Source organism: Moorena bouillonii PNG (assembly GCF_001942495.1).
In the GTDB taxonomy this organism is placed as follows: Bacteria; Cyanobacteriota; Cyanobacteriia; order Cyanobacteriales; family Coleofasciculaceae; genus Moorena; species Moorena bouillonii.
This window is the reverse complement of sequence record NZ_MKZS01000001.1, coordinates 4,740,587-4,762,405: the sequence shown is the minus strand read 5'-3', so window position 1 is coordinate 4,762,405 and position 21,819 is coordinate 4,740,587. Positions and strand designations below refer to the sequence as shown.

21 protein-coding genes are annotated in these 21,819 nt (G+C 44.1%); 9 read left to right on the top strand and 12 right to left on the bottom strand.

Going from position 1 to position 21,819, the window contains the following annotated elements; translation table 11 throughout:
- Positions 1 to 568: 568 nt before the first annotated feature.
- Together BJP37_RS19305 and BJP37_RS19300 are read right to left on the bottom strand one after the other, a co-directional pair.
- Positions 569 to 1,963, bottom strand: a complete 1,395-nt coding sequence (locus BJP37_RS19305; protein WP_075901175.1) for an ABC transporter ATP-binding protein — start codon at positions 1,961 to 1,963, stop codon at positions 569 to 571.
- Between the two features lie 34 nt (positions 1,964 to 1,997).
- Complete coding sequence (locus BJP37_RS19300; RefSeq protein WP_143727687.1) at positions 1,998 to 3,197, bottom strand: DMT family transporter; 1,200 nt, start codon at positions 3,195 to 3,197, stop codon at positions 1,998 to 2,000.
- Positions 3,198 to 3,217: 20 nt separating this feature from the next.
- On the opposite strand from BJP37_RS19300, the gene cobO reads away from it, so the two are divergent.
- Complete coding sequence (gene cobO, locus BJP37_RS19295; RefSeq protein ID WP_075901171.1) at positions 3,218 to 3,919, top strand: cob(I)yrinic acid a,c-diamide adenosyltransferase; 702 nt, start codon at positions 3,218 to 3,220, stop codon at positions 3,917 to 3,919.
- Between the two features lie 135 nt (positions 3,920 to 4,054).
- On the opposite strand, the gene BJP37_RS19290 is transcribed toward cobO, so the two are convergent.
- Entirely contained in the window at positions 4,055 to 4,279 is a 225-nt protein-coding gene (locus BJP37_RS19290) for a ferredoxin family protein (RefSeq protein WP_075901169.1), read from the bottom strand.
- A 234-nt stretch (positions 4,280 to 4,513) separates the two neighbouring features.
- Complete coding sequence (locus BJP37_RS39570) at positions 4,514 to 4,666, bottom strand: hypothetical protein (RefSeq protein ID WP_158069669.1); 153 nt, start codon at positions 4,664 to 4,666, stop codon at positions 4,514 to 4,516.
- 362 nt (positions 4,667 to 5,028) lie between these two features.
- On the opposite strand from BJP37_RS39570, the gene BJP37_RS39565 reads away from it, so the two are divergent.
- The 3 genes from BJP37_RS39565 (at position 5,029) to BJP37_RS19280 (ending at position 7,816) form a co-directional block, all read left to right on the top strand.
- Positions 5,029 to 5,166: a hypothetical protein gene (locus BJP37_RS39565; protein ID WP_158069668.1), complete on the top strand. Its 138-nt coding sequence runs from the start codon at positions 5,029 to 5,031 to the stop codon at positions 5,164 to 5,166.
- Positions 5,167 to 5,376: 210 nt separating this feature from the next.
- The gene (locus BJP37_RS19285) at positions 5,377 to 6,369 is read left to right on the top strand and encodes an RNA polymerase sigma factor, RpoD/SigA family (RefSeq protein ID WP_070393804.1); all 993 of its coding nucleotides are present in this window, start codon (positions 5,377 to 5,379) and stop codon (positions 6,367 to 6,369) included.
- A 919-nt stretch (positions 6,370 to 7,288) separates the two neighbouring features.
- Entirely contained in the window at positions 7,289 to 7,816 is a 528-nt protein-coding gene (locus tag BJP37_RS19280) for a hypothetical protein (RefSeq protein WP_229415371.1), read from the top strand.
- A gap of 163 nt (positions 7,817 to 7,979) precedes the next feature.
- Here BJP37_RS19280 and BJP37_RS19275 read toward each other — a convergent pair whose 3' ends face one another.
- The 3 genes from BJP37_RS19275 to BJP37_RS42700 all read right to left on the bottom strand — a co-directional run bounded on the left by BJP37_RS19275 (position 7,980) and on the right by BJP37_RS42700 (position 11,125).
- Positions 7,980 to 8,795 (bottom strand): lysophospholipid acyltransferase family protein, encoded by an 816-nt coding sequence (locus tag BJP37_RS19275; RefSeq protein WP_075901165.1) that lies wholly within the window; start codon positions 8,793 to 8,795, stop codon positions 7,980 to 7,982.
- A 323-nt stretch (positions 8,796 to 9,118) separates the two neighbouring features.
- Positions 9,119 to 9,334 (bottom strand): hypothetical protein, encoded by a 216-nt coding sequence (locus BJP37_RS19270; protein WP_075906266.1) that lies wholly within the window; start codon positions 9,332 to 9,334, stop codon positions 9,119 to 9,121.
- Between the two features lie 798 nt (positions 9,335 to 10,132).
- Positions 10,133 to 11,125, bottom strand: coding sequence for a hypothetical protein (locus tag BJP37_RS42700; RefSeq protein ID WP_075901163.1), 993 nt, complete (start codon positions 11,123 to 11,125; stop codon positions 10,133 to 10,135).
- A 117-nt stretch (positions 11,126 to 11,242) separates the two neighbouring features.
- Here BJP37_RS42700 and BJP37_RS19260 point away from each other — a divergent pair, with 117 nt between their 5' ends.
- Positions 11,243 to 11,407, top strand: coding sequence for a ribbon-helix-helix domain-containing protein (locus tag BJP37_RS19260; RefSeq protein ID WP_075901161.1), 165 nt, complete (start codon positions 11,243 to 11,245; stop codon positions 11,405 to 11,407).
- Between the two features lie 106 nt (positions 11,408 to 11,513).
- Here BJP37_RS19260 and BJP37_RS19255 read toward each other — a convergent pair whose 3' ends face one another.
- From BJP37_RS19255 to BJP37_RS19240, 4 genes are all read right to left on the bottom strand, one after another.
- Positions 11,514 to 12,170 carry a Uma2 family endonuclease gene (locus BJP37_RS19255; protein ID WP_075901159.1) on the bottom strand — a complete coding sequence of 219 codons (657 nt, stop codon included), beginning with the start codon at positions 12,168 to 12,170 and terminating at the stop codon, positions 11,514 to 11,516.
- A gap of 155 nt (positions 12,171 to 12,325) precedes the next feature.
- A complete protein-coding gene (locus BJP37_RS19250; protein WP_075901157.1) occupies positions 12,326 to 13,117 on the bottom strand; it encodes a Uma2 family endonuclease in 792 nt (263 codons plus the stop codon).
- Positions 13,118 to 13,145: 28 nt separating this feature from the next.
- The gene (locus BJP37_RS19245; RefSeq protein ID WP_075901155.1) at positions 13,146 to 13,667 is read right to left on the bottom strand and encodes a DUF29 family protein; all 522 of its coding nucleotides are present in this window, start codon (positions 13,665 to 13,667) and stop codon (positions 13,146 to 13,148) included.
- A gap of 439 nt (positions 13,668 to 14,106) precedes the next feature.
- The gene (locus tag BJP37_RS19240) at positions 14,107 to 14,718 is read right to left on the bottom strand and encodes a Uma2 family endonuclease (RefSeq protein ID WP_075901153.1); all 612 of its coding nucleotides are present in this window, start codon (positions 14,716 to 14,718) and stop codon (positions 14,107 to 14,109) included.
- Between the two features lie 469 nt (positions 14,719 to 15,187).
- Between BJP37_RS19240 and BJP37_RS19235 the strand changes: the two genes are divergently transcribed.
- Together BJP37_RS19235 and recJ are read left to right on the top strand one after the other, a co-directional pair.
- The gene (locus tag BJP37_RS19235) at positions 15,188 to 15,796 is read left to right on the top strand and encodes a hypothetical protein (protein ID WP_075901151.1); all 609 of its coding nucleotides are present in this window, start codon (positions 15,188 to 15,190) and stop codon (positions 15,794 to 15,796) included.
- A 224-nt stretch (positions 15,797 to 16,020) separates the two neighbouring features.
- Positions 16,021 to 18,456, top strand: coding sequence for a single-stranded-DNA-specific exonuclease RecJ (gene recJ, locus BJP37_RS19230; RefSeq protein ID WP_143728004.1), 2,436 nt, complete (start codon positions 16,021 to 16,023; stop codon positions 18,454 to 18,456).
- A 59-nt stretch (positions 18,457 to 18,515) separates the two neighbouring features.
- Here the strand turns inward: recJ and BJP37_RS36870 are convergent, their stop codons facing one another.
- A complete protein-coding gene (locus BJP37_RS36870; RefSeq protein WP_143727685.1) occupies positions 18,516 to 18,707 on the bottom strand; it encodes a hypothetical protein in 192 nt (63 codons plus the stop codon).
- A 239-nt stretch (positions 18,708 to 18,946) separates the two neighbouring features.
- On the opposite strand from BJP37_RS36870, the gene BJP37_RS19225 reads away from it, so the two are divergent.
- Positions 18,947 to 19,495 (top strand): outer membrane beta-barrel protein, encoded by a 549-nt coding sequence (locus tag BJP37_RS19225; protein WP_075901147.1) that lies wholly within the window; start codon positions 18,947 to 18,949, stop codon positions 19,493 to 19,495.
- A 366-nt stretch (positions 19,496 to 19,861) separates the two neighbouring features.
- Positions 19,862 to 21,814 (top strand): sulfite reductase, ferredoxin dependent, encoded by a 1,953-nt coding sequence (gene sir, locus BJP37_RS19220; RefSeq protein ID WP_075901145.1) that lies wholly within the window; start codon positions 19,862 to 19,864, stop codon positions 21,812 to 21,814.
- The last annotated feature ends 5 nt before the right edge of the window (positions 21,815 to 21,819 follow it).

The following is a 21,819-nucleotide window of genomic DNA, read 5'->3' as shown; positions in this document are numbered from 1 at the left end:
TAGCTCTTTCGCTGTTTCTGACTCTTCCTAATTGTAAAAAACCTACCCTTGTGAGGTAGGGAGTAGGGAGTAGGGAGTAGTGAGTCGGGAATCGGGAGTCGGGAATCGGGAATCGGGAGTCGGGAATCGGGAGTCGTCAGAACAGGAGAGAATTCCACACAAAATTCCCCCTTATAAAAGGAGGAAATTAAACCCAAAAGTCCCCCTTACTAAGGGGGATTTAGGGGGATCCGAATCAGGGATTAACGTTATAATCCTGTTTAGATCAATTCCTCTGCCTTGCAAAATTCCCCCTTAAAAAAGGAGGAAATGCCACGCAAAAGTCCCCCTTACTAAGGGGGATTTAGGGGGATCCGAATCAGGAACTAACGTTATAATCCTGTTTGGATCAATTTCTCTGCCTTCGATAGCAGAAGTTTCCGACAACTAGGGCAAAATCTAGTCTACGGCTTGGTAAGCATTCAGCTGTCAGTGGTCAACTGTGGCACAGGCTTCTAGCCTGTGACCTAACCCATAAGCTAATAGCTGATCGCTGATTACTGATTACTGATTACTGACCGCTGATAGCTTAGCTATCAGACTTAGGAATTGCCATCCCATCATTGGGATTAAATAAATGAATCTTCTCTGGGTCTATAGACAGCCAAATTTCGTCACCTATTCTGACAATTTTATCTGGTGGCACTCTGACCTGAAGAGGGCTAGAGTCTTCAGGGATACTGACGGATAGATAAGTATCGTTCCCTAGAGCTTCCACTAGATCAACGCTAACCACCAAGTTTTTGGGGGCAGGAGCACTGATACTCATATGTTCCGGACGAACTCCTAAGGTTAAGGATTGACCATCATACTGGTGCAGTATCGGTTCCCAAACTTCTGGAAGGGTCAGGCGGAACTGAGAATTACACACTACCCGAGGGGCTTTCACCTGAACCGGGATAAAATTCATCGGTGGTGAACCAATGAATTCGGCCACAAACCGGTTAGCGGGTTGATTATATATTTCCAGAGGGGCAGCAATCTGTTGGATGCGACCGTCTTTCATAACCGCGATCCGATCCCCCATAGTCATCGCTTCCGTTTGGTCGTGGGTGACGTAGATCGTAGTTGTACCCAACTGCCGCTGTAGTTTCACAATTTGGCTGCGAGTCTCTGCCCGGAGTTTAGCATCCAAATTAGAGAGGGGTTCATCCATTAAAAACACCTGGGGATTACGGGAAATTGCCCGTCCCAGAGCAATCCGTTGTTTTTGTCCCCCAGACAGCTGCTTTGGCAATCGATTCAGCAAGTGTTCTACTTGTAGCAACTTAGCTACTTTGCGAACCTGCTGGTCAATCTTTTTCTCTCGTTCGGACAGGTATCGCAATTCCCGAGGAAGCGATCGCGTCATTGTGGTTAACACATTTTCCAGATTCGAGCGAACTTCCCCATTCATCATGCCTGTAGCCACAAGCCCTTGCTTGACTTGGGGTGGCAGATTCTTTCCCCAATGCACACTCTTAGAGTTCCCATTAGAGTCTTCTGGCATCTTGAATTGCCCATAGCCAGTTCGTCTGAGTCCAAAGGCAATGTTTTCATAGACACTCAGATGGGGATAAAGGGCATAATTTTGAAACACCATAGCGATGTCTCGTTCTTTGGGTGGTAAGTCATTGACTTGTCTGTTCCCCACCCAAATTTTGCCCGCAGTCAATTCCTCTAGTCCAGCAATGATCCGCAATAGAGTACTTTTGCCACAGCCTGAAGGACCAACCAGCACCATAAACTCGCCATCGTTGACTTCCAGATTTATGCGCCGCAAGATATTAAGGGTTTTAGGTGTCTGTGCAGATTTTTCTCCTTCAAGGCTTGGTGACTCTTCGTTGTTTGTCACCTTAGGTTCCGTTGTTACTGGTGCAACAACAGTATCCCCTTTGCGGGCGGGAACACTTTTAAAAACGTTTTCCAGAATAACCTGTGCCACGTTGGTCAATATCCAATTACGCTTAATTTTTTCTTTACTGTGATCGTTTCCAACTCTGATGCCGTAATTTTTCCATACTTAGGGTTACCACCCCTAACGTTACCAGAAACAATCCGATAATTTCCTGTAACCCTAAACCTTGTTGAATAATCGCCACGGCTAAGACGGTAGTTAACACTGGTGCTGTTGACCCGATAATCGAAGCTGGACGCCCACCAATGAGCCTGATGGCAAGATTTTGCACCAGATAGCTCACTAAGGTTATCACCCCCAACCCCAGACAGGTGAAGTATACAGCCAGTCTTTGGGTGGGTTCAACAAAAAAGCGCCAAGATTGATCTAGGGGAAATGATAAGCTCAGGCTAGAAAATACCAAAATTAATGTAAAATTAATAAAGCTATAAGGAATAGGGTTGAGCTTTCTAGCGCTGACTTGGGTCAGAATAATGTAAACAGCGAAGCTCAAACCCGCACCAGCAGCAGCTATAACTCCCAATGCAGAATAGGGCTGCTTAGCTGCAAGACTAGGCAGGGAAATCAGCAACGCTCCACCCACAACACCAACTATTACTAGAGCACGAACTAGGTGTTGGCGAACTAGATGTGGGCTAAATAGATCTGAGGGAAATAGAGGTGTTCGATTACCAAACAGCAATCCTGTCAAGATTACCGTCACAATAGGATATATAAAAAAAATCGTGATTGCTACCCCTGGTTGAATAAGACCTAATGATAGGTATATTAGCACTTGGGATAAAAATAAAAAGAAGCTACTCGCCACGACCTGGCCAAATAAAGGCAAGTCTCCCGACAGAGCACAACGCCTAATATCTCGCCACACCGATGGGTAGAGTAACCTAGCCACAAATGCCATCAACGGTACTACCACCAGCATCTTTAGCCACAGAATCAGTAGCGAGTTGCCAAAACCAGGAGCCACGAAGCCTCCCACTTGAACATTCTGTAGACCAAAGAGCCAAGATTGATTAAAGATTACATATATGATTATATTCTGAAACGACAAAATTAGGCAAGACAGTAAGGCCAAAAGCACCCCTATTGAGATTTTTTTTGGGATTTTTACACGACTTTTCTGCGATCGCGTCAGCTGGTGTGGGATAGCTTGATCAGCAGCACTCCTCTGTTTTGGGGATACCATAAGTTTCTTGGTGTTGGCAGGGATAGCAATATAAGCATTACAGTCTTTGATGCTGTATGCTAAAGAGTTGCTCAAAATGAATTGATCATAAACCCATGAATACCACAATCAAGTCTGCCAGTGATTCCAACCAAGGTCTAGAATCCTTAAACACCGCTGATTCCGCTGGTACTGGACTAACGCGGACGCAATATCAACAAAAAATGCAGCGACGCAAGGAGATACAGGAACAACGCCTAGCTAAAGCCTCCAAACAAAAAGGTCTGATTGTGGTTCATACCGGCAACGGCAAAGGGAAGACCACAGCTGGCTTAGGCATGGTCTTGCGATCCCTTGGTCATGGCTACCGAGTTGTGATTGTACAATTTATTAAGGGTGCTTGGGAACCCGCAGAAAAAGCTGCCTTAGAGCACTGGACAGTAGCCACTGAAAACAATCCCCCTCAATTAGAGTTCCATGCCATGGGTGAAGGCTTTACCTGGGAGACTCAAGATCGAGAGCGAGACATCGAAAAAGCCCAATCCGCCTGGGATGCCGCCTTAGGGTTTATCCGTAACCCTGACATTAAGCTAGTGCTATTGGATGAGATTAACATAGCCTTGAAACTCAACTATCTAACCATTGAGCAGGTTTTGGCTGGACTAGACCAAAAACCCGCTGATTCCCATGTCATCTTAACCGGTAGGGGAGCACCAGCCGCGCTAATTGAACGAGCTGACCTAGTCACAGAGATGACATTAGTGAAACATCCTTTAAAAGAACAGGGGATTAAGGCACAACCTGGTATTGAGTTTTAATAGTGAGTTTTCATCCTGTCTCCGAGGGGAGTAGGGGAGAAATTTTTGAACTATTCCTCAACAGTCTACAATCCCCCAGTTTTATGCATTTAACCTTTGGATAGTTTGTACAACAATAGGATGATCCCAAAAAAATTATGGCGTTTTCTGCAAATCCGGTCGCTCTTCTGGTAGAATAGCGCCCTCAACTGGACAGACTTCCACGCAAATGCCACAGTCAATGCAGCTAGAAAAGTCAATCCAGTACCAGTCACTCCCCAGGGCATTTTTCCCTGGTCCTGGATGAATGCACGCCACTGGGCAACATTCAACGCAATCAGCAATTCCTTGGCAAGTATCAGTAACAATCGTGTGTGGCACAGTGTTTTCTCGCTTGTGCTAGTGGGTCGGATGTGGATCTTTCTTAATTTTATAGTTACGTAAGTTCCCCCTAGCCAACTCCAACCAATTACTTCCAACTCTTCAATTAGCAGTGGCAGTAATTGGTGCCTGTCTAGACATCACGACCCCCATGAGTTCGGTTATCTCACTTCGGGGTATCTATCTATTTCCTGATTATTGGGTGATTATTTTAATGGAGGGTGTACCTGAGGCTTAATCTCCGAAGCCCCACCAAGGTCCCAAGTCCCACCAGCGATGCTTAGGTGTGCTTTCCGTTGGCGAATTTAATTCGCCAACGGAAAGCACACCTAAGCGGTCTTGGGGAGCCAGTGCCGCCAAAGGGGGTTCCCCCATGAGCGACTGCATCAAGAAATGTAATCGACGGACTCTGTCCCTATGATATTGCGATTTTTTCCTCAAGACAAACAATTGTTGAACCTTTTCACCTTTACCGGGGTCTAAATATCTAATACAATGGAGCTATGTTGAAATCATAATGACTTCAAGTTAATTCCAAAGTGTTTAACCCTTACTAAAGGGAGTTAACCTGAAGACCTCAAACCACCTGGGGGAGGCGGGTTGCTGCCAGGGTAGTAGGAAACTACTACGGGAGTAAGTGCTCGTTCAGCCAAACCTCCGGACGCTGTATAAGACCAATCTGTAAATAGCTTATATATAAGTATATATCACCTATAAATACTTATATAGCTAAAGGGGGTCAGCAGCAGATGAAACATCGAAGCCCTAAAGCCCACATCTTCGATTTGGTTGCCGGTCAAACACCAAGGCCCCAAGAGTATGATCTAAGCGTGCCTGGTCAACTTGTAGGAGTACCATTACTGGGGCAAGCCCCAGACAAAACCTAGAAAAACTTGACTTAGTATACAGCGTCAACCTCATAGTTACGGTTAAATCTCTTTCTAAGGAAGGAGGTAGGTGGTTAATACCTCTTGTAATAAATGTAATGCAATCCATGGCGCAATGATCTCAAGGGAAAGAGATTGTAGTTACTTGATGGAGTAAACATCCGCAACAGAATCTACTATACTGCTTGTTTTTGGAGTCACCACTCACCCATGCCCACTTCTAAAACCAAAACCAAAACTACCAAGCCTACCAAGCCTACCTTCTCAGCAGATATGGTTCGTACCTATCTTCATGAGATCGGTCGCGTACCTCTGCTGACCCATGAGCAAGAAATTGTTTATGGTAAACAAGTGCAGCAAATGATGGCACTTTTAGAGGCAAAAGGCACCTTGGAACAGGAGCTAGAGCGCGAACCGACAACTGAAGAGTGGGCTTCGTCCATTAATAAGACCGAAGCAGAACTGAAAAAAGCCATAGACCAAGGTACTCGAGCTAAGCGCAAGATGATTGAAGCGAATCTGCGCCTAGTGGTAGCGATCGCTAAGAAGTATCAGAAGCGCAACATGGAATTCTTGGACTTAATCCAGGAAGGTACCTTGGGCTTAGAGCGAGGGGTTGAGAAATTTGACCCAACCCGGGGCTACAAGTTTTCCACCTACGCTTATTGGTGGATTCGGCAAGCGATTACCCGTGCGATCGCTCAGCAAGCTCGTGCAATTCGGCTGCCTATCCACATTACTGAAAAGCTCAACAAAATTAAGAAAGTACAACGGGAACTATCCCAGACCCTAGGTCGCAATGCTACTCCCACCGAGATTGCTAAGGAGTTGGAATTAGAACCAGCTCAGATTCGGGAATATTTGAGCATTGCTCGTCAACCCATCTCTCTCGACGTTCGCGTCGGAGATAACCAAGACACAGAGCTGTCTGAGCTGCTAGAAGATGATGGTCTAACACCGGTTAACTACACCACTCAGGAGTCCTTGCGGCAAGACCTAAATCTGCTGTTAGCAGAACTTACCCCCCAACAGCGGGAAGTGCTAGCGCTACGCTTTGGGTTAGAGGATGGCAAAGAGCTATCTCTGGCTAAAGTTGGTAAGCGACTGAACCTCAGTCGTGAACGGGTACGCCAGTTAGAACATCAAGCCTTAGCACAGCTACGGCGTCGCCATGCTAATTTCCGGGAGTACATCGCTAGCTAGCTAATGGTTGACTGTATTCCAAGCATGAGTGGTAGCCAGAAATGGTTACCACTTATTTTTTTGTAAAGAAATGTAAAAAAAACCGAAATCTCTGTTCTTACTTTTGGAGTATTTCTATAGTCAGAGCAAAATTCACATCACTGTATAAGTTCGTAAGCATATGCGCTACGCGCACGCTGCGCGAACAGCCGTCAGCTTTGTGGCACAGGCCACAAGCGCTGTGACTTCAATCAGATTAAACGAATGCTGACCTGTTTGATTCAAAAGCTGTTCGGTGTAGCTTGCCCTATGCCCATAAGCACATCAAGTAGCTTGCCCTATGCCCATAAGCTGATAGCTGATAGCTGATAGCTGATAGCTGAATACTTACATAAGTTCACCGATAATTTCACAAAATTTTCACATCAAAACGGGAGAGTGAGGAGGTAAAAAACCTGGGGGAGCCATTTAAGAAGCAATTTGTAAGTTAACCTGGACGAAAAATTATTCTAAGGGTTGAATAAAAGATGAGTCTGGACTCACCTATTTCAGCAAAAGGTCACTCATAGTTGCTTAAAGCTTGGGTCAACCAATAGCTGGGAGAAAGCTGATAGTCAAGCTTCAGCAAAATTTCAGGCTATGACCAGCGCCAAGTGTGACAGTTGATAAACCGATCAACAAAGGAACAAACCAAAGCATAGTTTAGGCTTAAATAGGTTTATAACCTCAAGAGTCAACATAACTCTGGTTTAAGAAAAATTAACTTTTTCTGATTGATTATGGCTTCATCAATTGACGGTCTAAACTCTCAGAATTTTTGCTTAGGGTGTCTTACAGTTTTTTTTCAAAGGGGGTAAGTATGATGCTTAACCAATTAACTGGATCGTTCTTGTCAGCACGTCAACTGCTAAATCTTAGAAAACTACCCCTAACAACGCTATTGCTAACGATAGGATTGGTAACTACCTCATCAACTATAGCAACACCAGCACCTCAACCGCCAGATCAAGCCATTGATACTACAGCTAGAGCCTACACTCAAGCAACGAGTCGAAATGCATCAATGCCTGATGATGGCATTTACCTCTATGGTGAATCCTCACAACCAGGAGAGATCGGTAAAGAATATCTAGTATTTGAAGCGAATCAGGGCAACGTGCTTGGTGCGGTATATATGCCTCAGTCAGAATATAGCTGTTTTTACGGCACCCTAGATTCAAAACAAATGAATTTGACGGTTATTGATCCCTACAACCAAACCGCTTTGTCCCATACCATTGCCCGTCAACAACGTTCAACCATTGCTGCAGTTGGTCAACAGCTAACCCTTGACCATCGCTATAGCGCTATGACTTATCCTTACAAAGTTGGACTAGAAGGATATCAACCAATTAGTTCTATTAGTGATGGTGACCAGGAAATTTTGAGGGTTTGCCGGGATAACTACCAAGGAAGAGTCACCGAGTGATTAATGCTCCCCTTGGACTAATACTAATTGTTAGGTAATTCAAGTTTGACTTGACCATTAACAACCTTGGGTTAGGGGTAAGTATTAATTTAGGGAGCATTAAATCAAAAATCCAATCTCTAAAATTTAAATGCTAATTAAACCCTAAAATTGGAACAGTGACTCATAATCCAGCAACCAAAGCATTTAGCTCAGATTGCATTTGAGTAGAAACTTGCTCGTAACAAGCATCAACATAATCTTGATCCCGAGCAGCAACACGACCATAACGCTCAAAAACAATCGGAGGGCAAACACGAGTTGTAATGGGTATGGGCAAGGGTATATTGGGTAGAGGACCAATCGCCAATCCCCAAGGCAAACCAAGATAAATTGGGAAAACTTGTGGGTCAAGACCAAATAACCAGGGCATCCCCAACTCATGCAGTTGTCGTGCCTGTTCATAGCAGTCACCTAAGACAATCAGGGTATCATGGGCACCGTTGGAGATAATCGGTACAATAGGAACCTTTTCTCGTAGTGCCAGTTTAATAAAGCCCTTACGTCCAGCCAATTGAATTTGATGACGCTGGCTATGGGGACGGAATACATCTTGGGCACCCCCTGGATAGACTAAGACACTAGCTCCCTTACGAAAAGCAGCGATCGCCATTTGGGGATGAGCCATGACTGCCCCCATCTTTGCCGCTAGCTGCGCCAGGTCTGGATAAATTTGCCAGGCATTGGAATGCATCAGACCATAAACTGGACGCTGGGTGCCAAAGCGGCGAAACCAGTCATACATCATCATCACCATATCAGGGGAAGCTAATCCACCATTGTGAGAACCAACCAACAGCACCTTACTCTCAGGAATGTGCTGCCAGCCATCACTTTTAACCCGAAAGTAGTAGCGATAAAACCATTCCCACTGGGGCAGATAGGATTCAATTACTTCTGGATCTCGCTCTTCTAAAGACCAACCAAACCGATGCGTCAAGGCTATACTATTGAGTTAACTACAGTTAAATCCTATTCCAAAAAAACCTGAGCTAGAGGTTAAGTAGATCACTAAAAGCTCCTACAAAGGATGCGAGTGATAGCAATTCTTCACCAGACTTCTTCGACAAGGTTCTCTATTCCGTGGGCAGAGCACTATAGTTTTTTGGTTAACCACTTAGCACTTAGGCTATTGAGTTAGGCATTAACTGGGTTTGTTACCCAGTTGTGCGGTTACCCAGTTTGTAACCATTGGCCGTAGGCCTTTAGCTGATAGCTTACCCCAGTTTTGTGTAACTTCTGCTAGTTTTACTGTATTGTTTGTTACATTGTTGCTTTAGCGCTTACTGTATTAATTTCCTCTTGCTCCGGGTCTCGGTCAAAAATAAGTATATATTCCATCTCAGGCATCAGTCTGCGCAGAACTTGTAGATGAGCCTCAGCGTCAGTTCGGCGACGAAAGCGAGCGACAATAATTCGCTGCATTTTAGGAAGTGGCTTGATAATACACCATGGGCTTAGTCGATCACGGTAGGTCATAACACCCTGCTCCATCATGTTTAATTTATTATTTTGATAAAATTGATAAATAGATTAAATCTCTTTGACTAAATCTACAGTTATAAAACTACAGTTATAGCCGTTAGATCCTTAAGCAGTTGAACGCTTCAAGACAGTACGTTTACCGCCTCTACTTTCAGCGGGTTATCTGACCAAGGTTAGATAACCTTAAAAGTCTACTTGTAGTTGATCTGCTTGTAGGGATGTCCAACCCTCCGACCCTATCTATAAAAGCAGCTACGAGAGAACACTGTGTTGCCAAATTGCCGATTTAAATAAAAAAGCTTCCGTTATCTGTTAGCCATTAATATCATGTCAGGATAATTACCCTTAATAAAAAGGTATTTTTAAACTGAAAAAAACCCTCTCCCCAGCACCCCAGCTCCCTTTCACCCGATTGACTTGACAATTTATTCGTGAGCAATGTTACAGCCCTGCCATCTCCCAGGGCTGTTTCTTGCGTCGGACTCAAATATGATTGGTGGGGAGGTGGGGAGATAGGGAGATAGGGAGATAGCGGTGCGACCCGTGGCGAATTTAATTCGACGACTGTAAGGGCACCGTCGGGGAATTTTTATTAATAAAAAGGTATTTTTAACCTGAAAAAAACCCTCTCCCCAGCACCCCAGCTCCCTTTCACCCGATTGACCTGACAATTTATTTCTGAAAATGAAACAGCCCTGCCCCCATCTCCCCATCTCCCCATCTCCCCACACTTCCCACACTTCCCACCCTCTCCCCTTAATTATGGGTATTCAAGCAGACTTGATATAACCATTACCCATCCCCGATTTGCTGTTGATCATAAGGACATAGCAAATTCCTAATTACCTGGGGAATCTCCTCAAAATGCTCCAAGAGAAAATCCATCAGGGCAAGATGGCGCAAATCAATTGGCTGGGGACGGCGATAGTTGTGACCGCTGGAAAACCAGCGCTGAACGGTGGCAGTTGAGCGAGAGCAGATACTAGCGATTTGTTCGTAATTCACATCCCATTTATGATAGAATTTTCTAGGAGTCATACCCAGTTGGCAGTTGCTGTAGAGTTCAATTAGATCTTGCTCTCGTTGAGTTAGAGTCCGGGGAGAGGTTCTATATTGATCATCGAAACGGTATCTCCCAGAGGGAGTTCGTAACACATTGGGTGATTTCAAATAATTTCTAGGACCAAAAGCCTCAGTGCAAGTCCAAGAATAGGAATCTCTATAGTTGGTTGTTAGCGTACCCTTAGGATGCCGAGGTTCAATGTCTTCTTCCCAAGCGGTGTCAGCAACGATCCAAGCCGCACTAGGGGAGTCTTTGTCAAGCCAGATCAGGTAACAAATTGCCCATTGGCATTGATGCCTGGCGTAGGCGTAAAAGAATCCAATCACAACACCCCAGTCCATTTGACCGTTTAGAGGTCGCCACCTAATGGGTGAGCCTGTTTGATAACGGGGTGTTGCTGTAGGGTTCCAGGTAGCTGGGGGGTCTATTGATGGTGGCGCAATTTCTGTTTTAATGGGGTCAAACAGTAGATCTGAGTCTACCTGGCGGATGGTATTTAAATAACTGGCTATCAGTTTTCCGGTCAGATTCTCAGTTAGGTGCTGGATTAGGACGGTAGCTAAAGTTTTTAGTTCTGGTTCTTCTATATCCATTGACTCTGCATTGAAGTCGGCATCGCCGTAGTGCTTTAAATGGGACAACAGTTGTGTGATGCCGAATTCGTCTAAAGCTTGCTGATAGCTAGGAGGCTGATCGCTTTTGTCTCTAACTGTTTCTACCATAGGAAACTTGCTGGTAATTACATCAATATTATACTATTATGTATATAAAAGATACGTTTTAAGTACAAATAAGGTAAAATTTGACATCAAATAACAGGTGAACTTATAATAGAGATTATGAGCAAACGTATACAAGTAACCTTACCAGACCGGATTGCAGACGATTTACAGCGATGGGCTGATTACGATGGACGGCCTCTATCAAACCTTGCTGCTTACCTTCTAGAACGTGCTGTTACCGAGGCCAAGAAAGAAGGTGTTGAATGGGACAAAGATTCTTGATCTCCACACCAACGGTTGATTAGGCAACGCCTTAATAATCCTCATTAAGGCATTGCTGAATAGAGTATTCAAAAACGCCTAAAAACCAAATACTTTAGCCGCAACGTTAATCTTCTGGTAGATTTTCCCTGACCCATTTACGCCAAGCTAAAATCATGGTAGTATCATCCTGGGTTTCTGCCTGCTGCAAAAACTGATTGATAATCTCTACAGAGAGAATATTAAAGGTGAAATTGTCCTGACAACGAACATAGTCTCCATTTTGCAGCCGGTAAATTTCTACAGTCTGTCCTATATAACGCCAAACTTCAGGCACTCCTATCTGCTTGTAAATCCCAAATCTCCGACTGGATGAGCTGGTAATATCGACTTCAATCACCAAGTCTGGTGGAGGATCAGTTGCTAAATCTACTGTCCTGCCTTGAATACAGTCAACATTGCCGATGTAGTAGCAAGAGTCAGGTTCTGCACCATGCTCTAAATCCTCCCGATTCAGGGTTGTAGAAGCAAACCCTTTGACCCGAAGATTAAGTTCTTCGGTTAAGGTATTCACCATCCGTTCTAGCAGCTGCTTGTATGTCTCATGGCGATCTGAGGGCATCGTGATTTCTAGCATTCCTTGAGCATAGGCAAGACGCGAGGCTCGATGATCTCCTAAGTCTGCCAATAGCGCCTTGTACGTCTGCCAACTGACGTTTTGTAAGACAATTCTCTGGGTAGTTTTAACAGGTGAATCCTCATCTGAACTAAAAGTACTGGCCATTGATGCAGTGATTGTGGTGAAAATGCGATTGGCCGTAGGCCACGCTACGGGATTGAGCGTAGGTCACGCGGGGCGCGTTCGCACAAATCCTTAACAGCAATGCAGCGCCGACCTCTAGGGGTTTCTCCGATTCGCTACTGCATTCAGACAACAACTTAATCCAATTGGTCTGGATTAATACCTAACTCACGCAGTCGCGCCGCCAAACGTTCTGCTCGTTGCTTAGCTTCTATAGCTTCGAGCTTAGCTTCTATAGCTTCGAGCTGAGCTTGTGCCAACTCCTCGCTTGCTAGAGGAATCAAATTGCCCTTAAGGGTCATCCAGCGTAACCATAATCGGGGGATATCGCGAAAACTGCCACGCCACAACCCTAAACTTAATCCCAACTCTGGCATCAGTAACCTGCCCTGATTTAGCACTGCGGGTTTGTAGTGATCACCAACCAGATGAAACCCTTGTAACTCGTTGGTATAGCGACTAAAAATTACATAGTAAGGTACTCGCAAAATCTGCTCATAAACCTGCCACTTAGTTGGAGGTTTTCCCGGTGCGCTCACGGTTTGACCATAATCTTCATCTTCGGTGCCAGGAGACAATAACTCTACCACTACAAATGGACTGACTTGTTCTTGCCAGATCACATAACTCAAACGTAGGTCTTTGCTTTCATAAAGCCGAGGCACACCTACTACACCAAACCAATCCGGTCGCTTATACCAACCGGGATGGTTGAGATCATAGTAAAGATTGAGGTCACTTGCACTAAAGACTAACTCTGGGTTGGACTTGGCAGGGGCAAAGGTTAACAATAATAGTAGGGGTTGAAAGAAATGAAATTCGTCAGGCAAACCAGGTTCCTTGGGATTTTCGCTGGGTAAGTCATACATTGTCGGCAAGGTTTGCCGAGGTGAAATTAGTGGCTGTGATCGATAAGGAAGGGAAGTCATAGGTATTGTCGATTGTGAATAACTCGATTTATAGTTGTATATCTTGGTTCCAATAAGAACCTCCTGGTAATTGAGTTAAATAGTCATTAATAAATAAAGGTAAATCCTTTTTTGAATGGAGGTATGTCAAAGCCAGCAAATCTTGAGTTGTTTGCCTCAGCTGAGCTCTATCTACTAGTTTTGAAAGTTGAGCTGGAGTATAGGCACCATTTAGAACCTCCACACTCGCCGTGGAAATTGCTGCCTCCAGTTCATTGTCAATCAATGACTCCCATTGATCAGCATTGATAGTATAAGTTTTTTGGTTATCTTTGAGATTCAGTTTTTGGATTTCCCGAATGAAATCACGAATTGAAGCTGCCCAAGAATTTGCCAAACGCTCCTCTACTTGGTTTTTAATCAAGTTAATCAATGCCTTGTTTAAATAGGATTCAATCTGATGCAGAGTTGCGCGTTTAGTCATCTGTTCCAACTCATCTACAATTGCTAAGGCATCTGCGTAGCGTCCTTCTAGGATACTTATTCTGAGATCGATTAATTCCTGAGTCATACCCCAGTCCTCACAGATTTATCGTTCTCTTTAGCCTATCGAAGAAACTGCACAAGTCATCTGGAACGCATATTAACTCAATAAAGTCAATAGCACGGTGCTAGGAAAATAGCTTTCAGAGCAAAAGATTGGTAAGCGATGCAGAGCGGTCATGGTTTTGGGTCTGTGTGCGGAACCTGCGTCCGCACCTTGTAAGCCCCGTGGAAACCCCCGCGGGTCGGCAAATGGTGCGCTTTCCGTAGGCGAATTTAATTCGCCACGGGTCGCACCTCTGCATCGCTTTCTTATCCCCCACACCCCACACCCCACGCCCCACACCCCACACCTGAGGTCAAAGTAAAAAACCTACCCTTATGAGGATGGGGAGATGGGGATAATTGTCAGGGGCTTATATCATTAATCCCAGCATCGCCTTTTCCATAATCCTTTTAGGCATTGGTCAATCCCAAACCCGATGCAAATCCAACAAAAAACCTGGTAAAACCTCTTCACCAGACAACTCAACAGGATTATCTAATATTTCTACTGTTAACCCCGGTCGATAAACTTCCACCTGGCGTTGTTGGGGATTGATTAACCAGCCTAATTTAGCACCATTTTCCATATACTCAACCATCTTATCTTGCAAAGATTTCAGAGTGTCTGAACTAGATCGTAACTCCACTACAAAATCAGGACAAATATTAGGAAACGTTACTAGCTGTTCATCTGTTAATGTTTGCCAGCGTTTTTGACTGACCCAGGATGCATCTGGAGAACGTATTGCACCATTAGGTAACGTAAAGCCTGTAGAGGAGTCAAAAGCTATTCCAGTACCATCCACATCAGCCCAATTAAATAGTTGCTGGTTGATTCTCCCGTTACGGTTTCCTGTTTCCCAGCCCGTGGGTGGATTCACAATTAATTCTCCTTTAGCTGTTCTTTCAAGCCTTAAATCTCGATTCGCGGCTTCGAGTTCAACAAACTGTTCTAAAGTAATGGACAATCCTATACTTCTAGGTAACTCAATCTGTAGGTTATCAGTTTCAGGTATAGCAGGTATCTGTACCATTTTTAACTCTACTAAAAAGGTATTTTTTAGTGAACTTAGACCCTTAGCAAAGCTAAACTGAGTTTAGCTTTGCTTGGTTTGATTTGTGATTTGTTGGAGAGGGGTGGATATAGACATGTTTTGGTATTTCAATTATAAATCAATTCTCAAATTAATTGACTACACCCCAACTTACTGGAAATCCTGGTGAGGTTATGAGTATATTGATTGGATATCTGCTACTCGATTAAGATAGCAATTTGCGAGGAATTCAATCCTTGGCTACAATTGACAAAGTGTAATCATGATTTCTGTGTCCACCACTGGTGGATGTAGATACAGCTAAGCTGTACTGGTGGAATTTTTGTTAATTTATTCGGTCAAGGATTGGGATTAACCAAAACTTGACCGATTTTTTCATGAAGCATGAAGGATTAGTTTCTGTTTCCTTGATTTAGAATGGCTATAGGGAACATGATAAATAAAGATCATGGCATATAGTGACTTTACAAGTATCTACAAAGTTCAAACGACGTTTAACCTCTTTGTTGATGAAGGGGATACAATATTTAATGATATTGCTCCTATCGAGCCGAGTGATCACTTGAAAACGACGCTTAAGGAAAATCTACCGATCACGAATGCTATTAATACGGAAAAAGCTCGTTCGGAGTTAGTTATTGCTCCGGTTTTACTGGAAGTGCGCCGTTTGCTTGATTTCCAAATCGGTTTTTTTTCTGGAACTGAGTTTAATGTCGATAAAGGCACTGGATTAAATGGATACTGTGATTATATTCTTACTGCTTCTAAGGAAATGTATGAAATTCGGACACCAGTTGTCACTCTAGTGGAGGCAAAAAATGAAAATATTAAGGGGGGATTAGGACAGTGCATTGCGGAAATGGTAGCAGCTCAGAGATTTAATCAACAACAGGATCACGATATTGATGCTATCTATGGAGCTGTAACTACTGGGACAAATTGGAAGTTTATCAAGTTGGTGAATCAATTGGTGTTTATTGATTTGGATGACTATTATATTAAGGAAATTGATCTGATACTGGGAATATTGGCACATCCGTTTAAGCAGTATCTATGAGGCAAGAGGCAAAAGGCAAGAGGCAAGAGGCAAGAGGCAATAGGTAATAGGCAATAGGCAATAGGCAATAGGCATGCTAGCAAGAAAGTAGCCACTGCATCAAAACAATAGTTCTGGATAAAGTTGGTTATGGGTCGGTCTGATTAAGTTAGTATTTTTGTACTAACTCGACTAACTATAAGCGATCGCAAATCAGGTTCATGTCCCAATCCATGTCAGAATCCATGTCCCAATCCCAATGGCAAGTCCTAGCACCACCTGACTTTCCTCAGTGGTTCCTCAAAGCTGTCAAATCCCATACAAATGGCTCTTCGGGACATTATGCTGCTCAACTGCTGTGGCAACGGGGCATACGAGAGGAGAAACAACTGGCTGGTTTCCTAAACCCAGATTTGTATCAACCTACCAGCCCTTTCGATTTTGGACAGGAAATGAAATGGGCTGTAAAACGCCTACTGCAAGCCCGTGAGGCTGGGGAAAAGGTTGCCATATGGGGGGACTTTGATGCGGATGGAATCACGGCTACTAGTGTCCTATGGGAAGGACTGGGTCAGTTTTTCTGGCAGCACCAACAGCTAAGTTACTACATTCCCAATCGCCTGACGGAATCCCATGGTTTGAATTGTCCAGGAATTGACCAACTGAATGCTGCTGGGGTGAAACTTATCGTTACCTGCGATACTGGCAGCACGAATCTGAGGGAAATTGATTATGCTCACCAGTTGGGAATAGATGTGATTATCACTGACCACCATACTCTACCAGATGACCGTCCGCCAGTGGTTTCTATCATCAATTCTCGCTATTTTTCTGACACTCACCCTTTATTTCATTTGTCTGGGGTGGCGGTGGCGTATAAGTTAGTGGAAGCGATGTATCAGGTTTTACCTAATATTCCCCAACAACGGTTAGAGGGGTTGCTGGATTTGGTGGCAATTGGTCTAATTGCGGATTTAGTGGAATTATCTGGAGATTGTCGTTACCTGGCACAACGGGGAATTGAACAACTGAAGCAGCAACTGAAAACTCGCTCTCGTCCTGGTGTAGCGCGATTGTTACAGTTGTGTAAACGCAGTGGCGATCGCCCGACTGATATTTCTTTCGGACTTGGCCCGAGAATTAATGCTGTAAGTCGGATTCAAGGGGATGCTTCATTTTGTGTTGAGTTACTGACTAGTAAGGATGAGAAACGTTGTGAGCAACTGGCTTTAGAGACGGAATTAGCTAATAGCCGCCGCATGTCTTTACAAAAAGATATTACTAAGCAAGTTAAGGATAAACTTGCCCAACTTGATCTGTCTACTACTAATGTAATTGTCCTAGAAGATCCCCAATGGCCGGTTGGTGTTTTAGGCTTAGTGGCAGGTCAAATTGCTCAGGAATACGGACGCCCGACGATTTTGTTAAGTACAGTTTTGTTAAGTACTGAAAGTAGCGATAGAGAAAGCAAACTGGTAGAAGCAGGTTTAGAGGATAAACACTCCTATAGTATAGCACGGGGTTCGGCTCGTTCTGTTAATAATATTGATCTTTATGAATTAGTCAATTCCCAAGCTCATTTGTTGCATCGCTTCGGAGGTCATCCTTTTGCGGCTGGGTTGAGTTTGCCAGTGGATAATATTCCTTTATTTACGGAAGCGATTAACCAGCAGTTGGCACAAAAACTAGGGAATACGGGTGCTTTGATGATGCCAGCCATGGAAGCGGATTTGGTGGTTAAGGTTGCTGAGTTGGGCAAAGCACTATTTGATGAATTGAAACACCTGGAACCTTGTGGTATGGGTAATCCTGTGCCAAAATTGCTGATTAAAAACTGTTGGTTTGAGCAGGTGTGGAATCGGAATTCTAAGGATTTGAGAGGGCGTAAAGTACAGTATATTAAAACTAAATTTGAAATTTGGGATGACTCTACGAGTATGGGTTTTCCTGGAATTTGGTGGGGACATTATCAGGATGAAGTCCCTAAAGTTAGATGTAATGCTGTTGTGGAATTAGACTATAATAATTATGAAAAACGTCCAGAAGTGCGCCTCGTTGCTGTGCAACCTTGCCAAGAAAATGATTTTGTCCAGTCTTGTTTACAGGTCTCTAATCAGCTGGATTGGATTTTAGATTGGCGGGGAGAAGAGTTACAGGTTGAAGGTTTAACTCCTCTAATGGTTTATGAGTGTCCGACGAGTTGGGATGAGTTACAAGTATGGTGTAGGAGAGCGATACAGGCAGAACGACAATTAGCGATCGCATATCCACGGCCTAAACAACTATCTGCCCAAGACACCTGGAAAAAGTTGCTAGGAATTGCTAAGTTCCTCAGTCGCACCGGTCAATGGGCTACTTTGGTGCAATTGCAGGAGAAGTTGGATTTAAGCGATCGCACTGTTGAGTTAGGACTGAATGCCCTATCAGCGATTGGTTTTGAGGTTTCTTACCAGGACTGCGGGGTACAAATAAGTTGGCATCCAAAAGAGTGGTCTTCCCATCGGACGAATGTTGCTGAAAATGATGCGATTGCGCTACGCGCACGCTGCGCGAACGCAATATTTTTTGCTGCCATTGAGGAAGAACAGTTCCGACGTCAGTATTTTTACCAGGTGCCTCTGTCTACCATTGCTGCATATAACATTGCTGGATATGGGATGGTTGGTATCAAACAAGATTAGACGTAAGCAGTCAGCACTCAGCAGTTAGCACTTTTCAGTCAGCACTCAGCAGTCAGCACTCAGCAGTCAGCCTTGGCCGTTGGCCACGCTACGGGAATGGCCACGCTACGGGAATGGCTGATGGCTGATGGCTGATGGCTGATGGCTGATGGCTGATGGCTGATGGCTGATAACTGATAGCTGTTCGCGTAGCGTGCGCGTAGCGCATTAGCTAAATGCTTACAATCTGTGACACCTGGTAAACAGTCCACTACCAAAACACAGACATTAAATTAATTGATAAAACCGACTCTCTTTTAAAGAGTATCAACTAATTAGGGAGGGGAAAAGTAAGCAAAATTTTTTCTAGTGATATCCGGATTAGCTAGAGTCAAGTCATCTCAATGTTTTCAAGTATTTAGAATTTTTTTTAGAACCTCAGGAACCTTTTGTTTATTCCCAACGACTTGTAGAGAAAGGAACACAAAAAACGAATTTGAGGAAACAAACAATGCAAGGTTTACTAAAGTCTATTGTCACTATTTCTACTTTGGCTGCTACAACAATTGCTCCAGTTTTACTAGGAAATAGTATGGCTTCCGCTAATCCAGGAGCACAGGATCTCCGCGCTAAAGGTACAGATGCTAGCTACATTGGCGTTGGACTTGCCGCCGGTGTAACGAGTGATGGACAAGGGAATGACCAAAATATTGGTGGTAATATTACCACTCGTGTAACAACTTCAAAGCTGCCAGTTTCTCTAAGAGGTGATATTCTTTTCAATGATGACAATACGGCGATTATTCCTAGTGTTTCCTTTGACCTAGGCGTAGCTAAAAATACTAATGTTTTTGCTAGTGTTGGTTACTCTTTTGTGGAAGATGACGGAGACAATACACCCATCGGTAATCAAGATGCTTGGGTGCTTGGCGTGGGTGCTGAAAGCCAAATTGCTAAGGATGTTTTGGTTTACGGCAATACTAAGGTAGGTCTTAACGCTTACGAAAATAGTTCAGGTGAGTCTGTCAGTGTTCAAGTGGGTGCAGGCTATCGTTTCTAAACTTAGTATGTCTATTGTCAAAGGGAAAGGATGAAGGATGAAGCATGAAGGATGAAGCATGAAGGATGAAGTATAAAGGATGAAGTATTAACTGTCAAATACTTCAACTGAGGTGACAACAATCCTCTTGTGCATCTACTCGCTTTGGCCAATCTACTAGCTTCAACCTTCCTTCAACTCTTTCCTTTCCTCTTTGCCGGTATCTCATTGAACGACAATGAATGAATTTGGAGAAATTTTAGGATTTCTAAAGTTATGGATCCAATGGGCAACGGTAACGGTAGTATTAGGATCTAATCATTAACCGTAATCCCGACCGATTTATCGGGAATTATACTTATTCATCTTTTTTGCTCCGTTGAACCCATGGTTGTATCTCAGACTCCTAAAGCCCGCAAACCCTCTAAGATTGAAGGAATTAAAGAACGCAGTAACTTCTTGCGTGAGCCGGTGGCAACTGAATTGCTACAGGATACCACTCATTTTACAGAAGACGCTATTCAAATTCTTAAGTTTCACGGGTCTTACCAGCAAGACAACCGAGATAACCGGGTCAAGGGTCAGGAAAAAGACTATCAGATGATGCTGCGCACTCGAAATCCTGGAGGATTTATTCCACCAGAGCTTTATCTGACTCTCGAGCAGTTGTCAGAAGAGTATGGTAACCATACCCTACGAGTAACTACCCGTCAGGGTTTTCAGATTCATGGCATTCTCAAGAAGAATTTGAAAGCCACAATTGCAGCAATTATCCGCAATATGGGGTCAACGTTGGGTGCTTGTGGAGACCTCAACCGTAATGTTATGGCTGCGCCAGCACCATACAAAAATCGACCAGAGTATCAGTATGCTTGGGAGTATGCTGATCGGATTGCTGACTTACTTACCCCTCAAACCGGTGCCTATTACGAGATTTGGCTGGATGGGGAAAAGGTAATTAGTGCTGAGGAAGCTCCGGAGGTGAAAGCAGCACGGCAGCGCAATGGTAATGGTACTATTTTCCAAGACAAAGAGGAACCAATCTATGGGGAACACTATATGCCCCGGAAGTTTAAGTGTTCCGTAACGGTTCCCGGGGATAACTCCATTGATATCTATACCCAAGATGTGGGGTTGGTGGTAATCACTAACGACCAGGGAGAACTGGAGGGATTTAATGTTCTGGCTGGTGGGGGTATGGGTCGCACTCACAATAAAGAAGAAACCTTTGCTCGTCTAGCTGACCACATCTGCTATGTAGAGAAAGACGATATCTACGACTTGGTTAAGGCAATTGTGGCAACCCAGCGGGATTATGGCGATCGCGTAAACCGCCGTCATGCCAGAATGAAGTACCTAATCAATGATTGGGGTGTCGATAAGTTCCGGGAAAAAGTAGAAAGCTACTTCGGTAAAACCCTGGCACCGTTTAAGCCCTTACCCCCATTTAAGTACGAAGATTATTTGGGTTGGAACGAACAAGGAGACGGAAAACTATTCCTGGGGATATCGATTGAGAATGGTCGGGTCAAAGATGAAGGGGATTTCCGACTCAAAACAGCTCTGCGGGAAATTACTGAGAAATTTGCCCTACCGATGCGGCTTACTGCTAACCACAATATTATTCTCTATGAGATTGACCCGACCCACCAGCAAGCACTGAATCAGATTCTAGAACAGCACGGTATTCAAGTTACTCCAGAAGGAATTGAACCGTTAGTGCGCTACTCTATGGCTTGTCCAGCTTTACCTACTTGTGGTTTAGCGGTTACCGAATCAGAACGGGCGCTCCCTGGCATGGTTGAGCGGATTCGGTTACTGCTGGACAAATTGGGGTTAGACAAAGAATATTTTGTGATCCGAATGACCGGTTGTCCCAATGGCTGTGCTAGACCGTATATGGCAGAGTTGGGATTTGTCGGTAGTGCACCAAAAGCTTATCAAGTTTGGCTGGGAGCTTCACCAGACCAAACTCGGTTATCACAAGCCTATGTGCAGAAAATGCCAGAAAGTGAGCTGGAATCTTTCTTTGAACCAATTTTTGTGCAGTTTCGGGAAGAGCGCAAACCAGAAGAGAGTTTTGGGGATTTTTGCGATCGCATTGGCTTTGATGCCCTTCGGGAATTTTCCGCTAACTATGAGCTAGGTAGCGGTATAGTTAATCCAGATGCCAAGCTAGCAAGTAAGAAATCCTCAGCTAAGAAATCTTCTACTGCTAAAAATCGCCGTCGAATTAGCATTCCCGAAGAAGTCCATGCTCGTCTTAAGGAAGCTGCTGCTAACCAAGGGAAAAGTATGACAGAGTTGGCAGCAGAAGCTCTGAAAGCTTATTTGGGATAACTAGC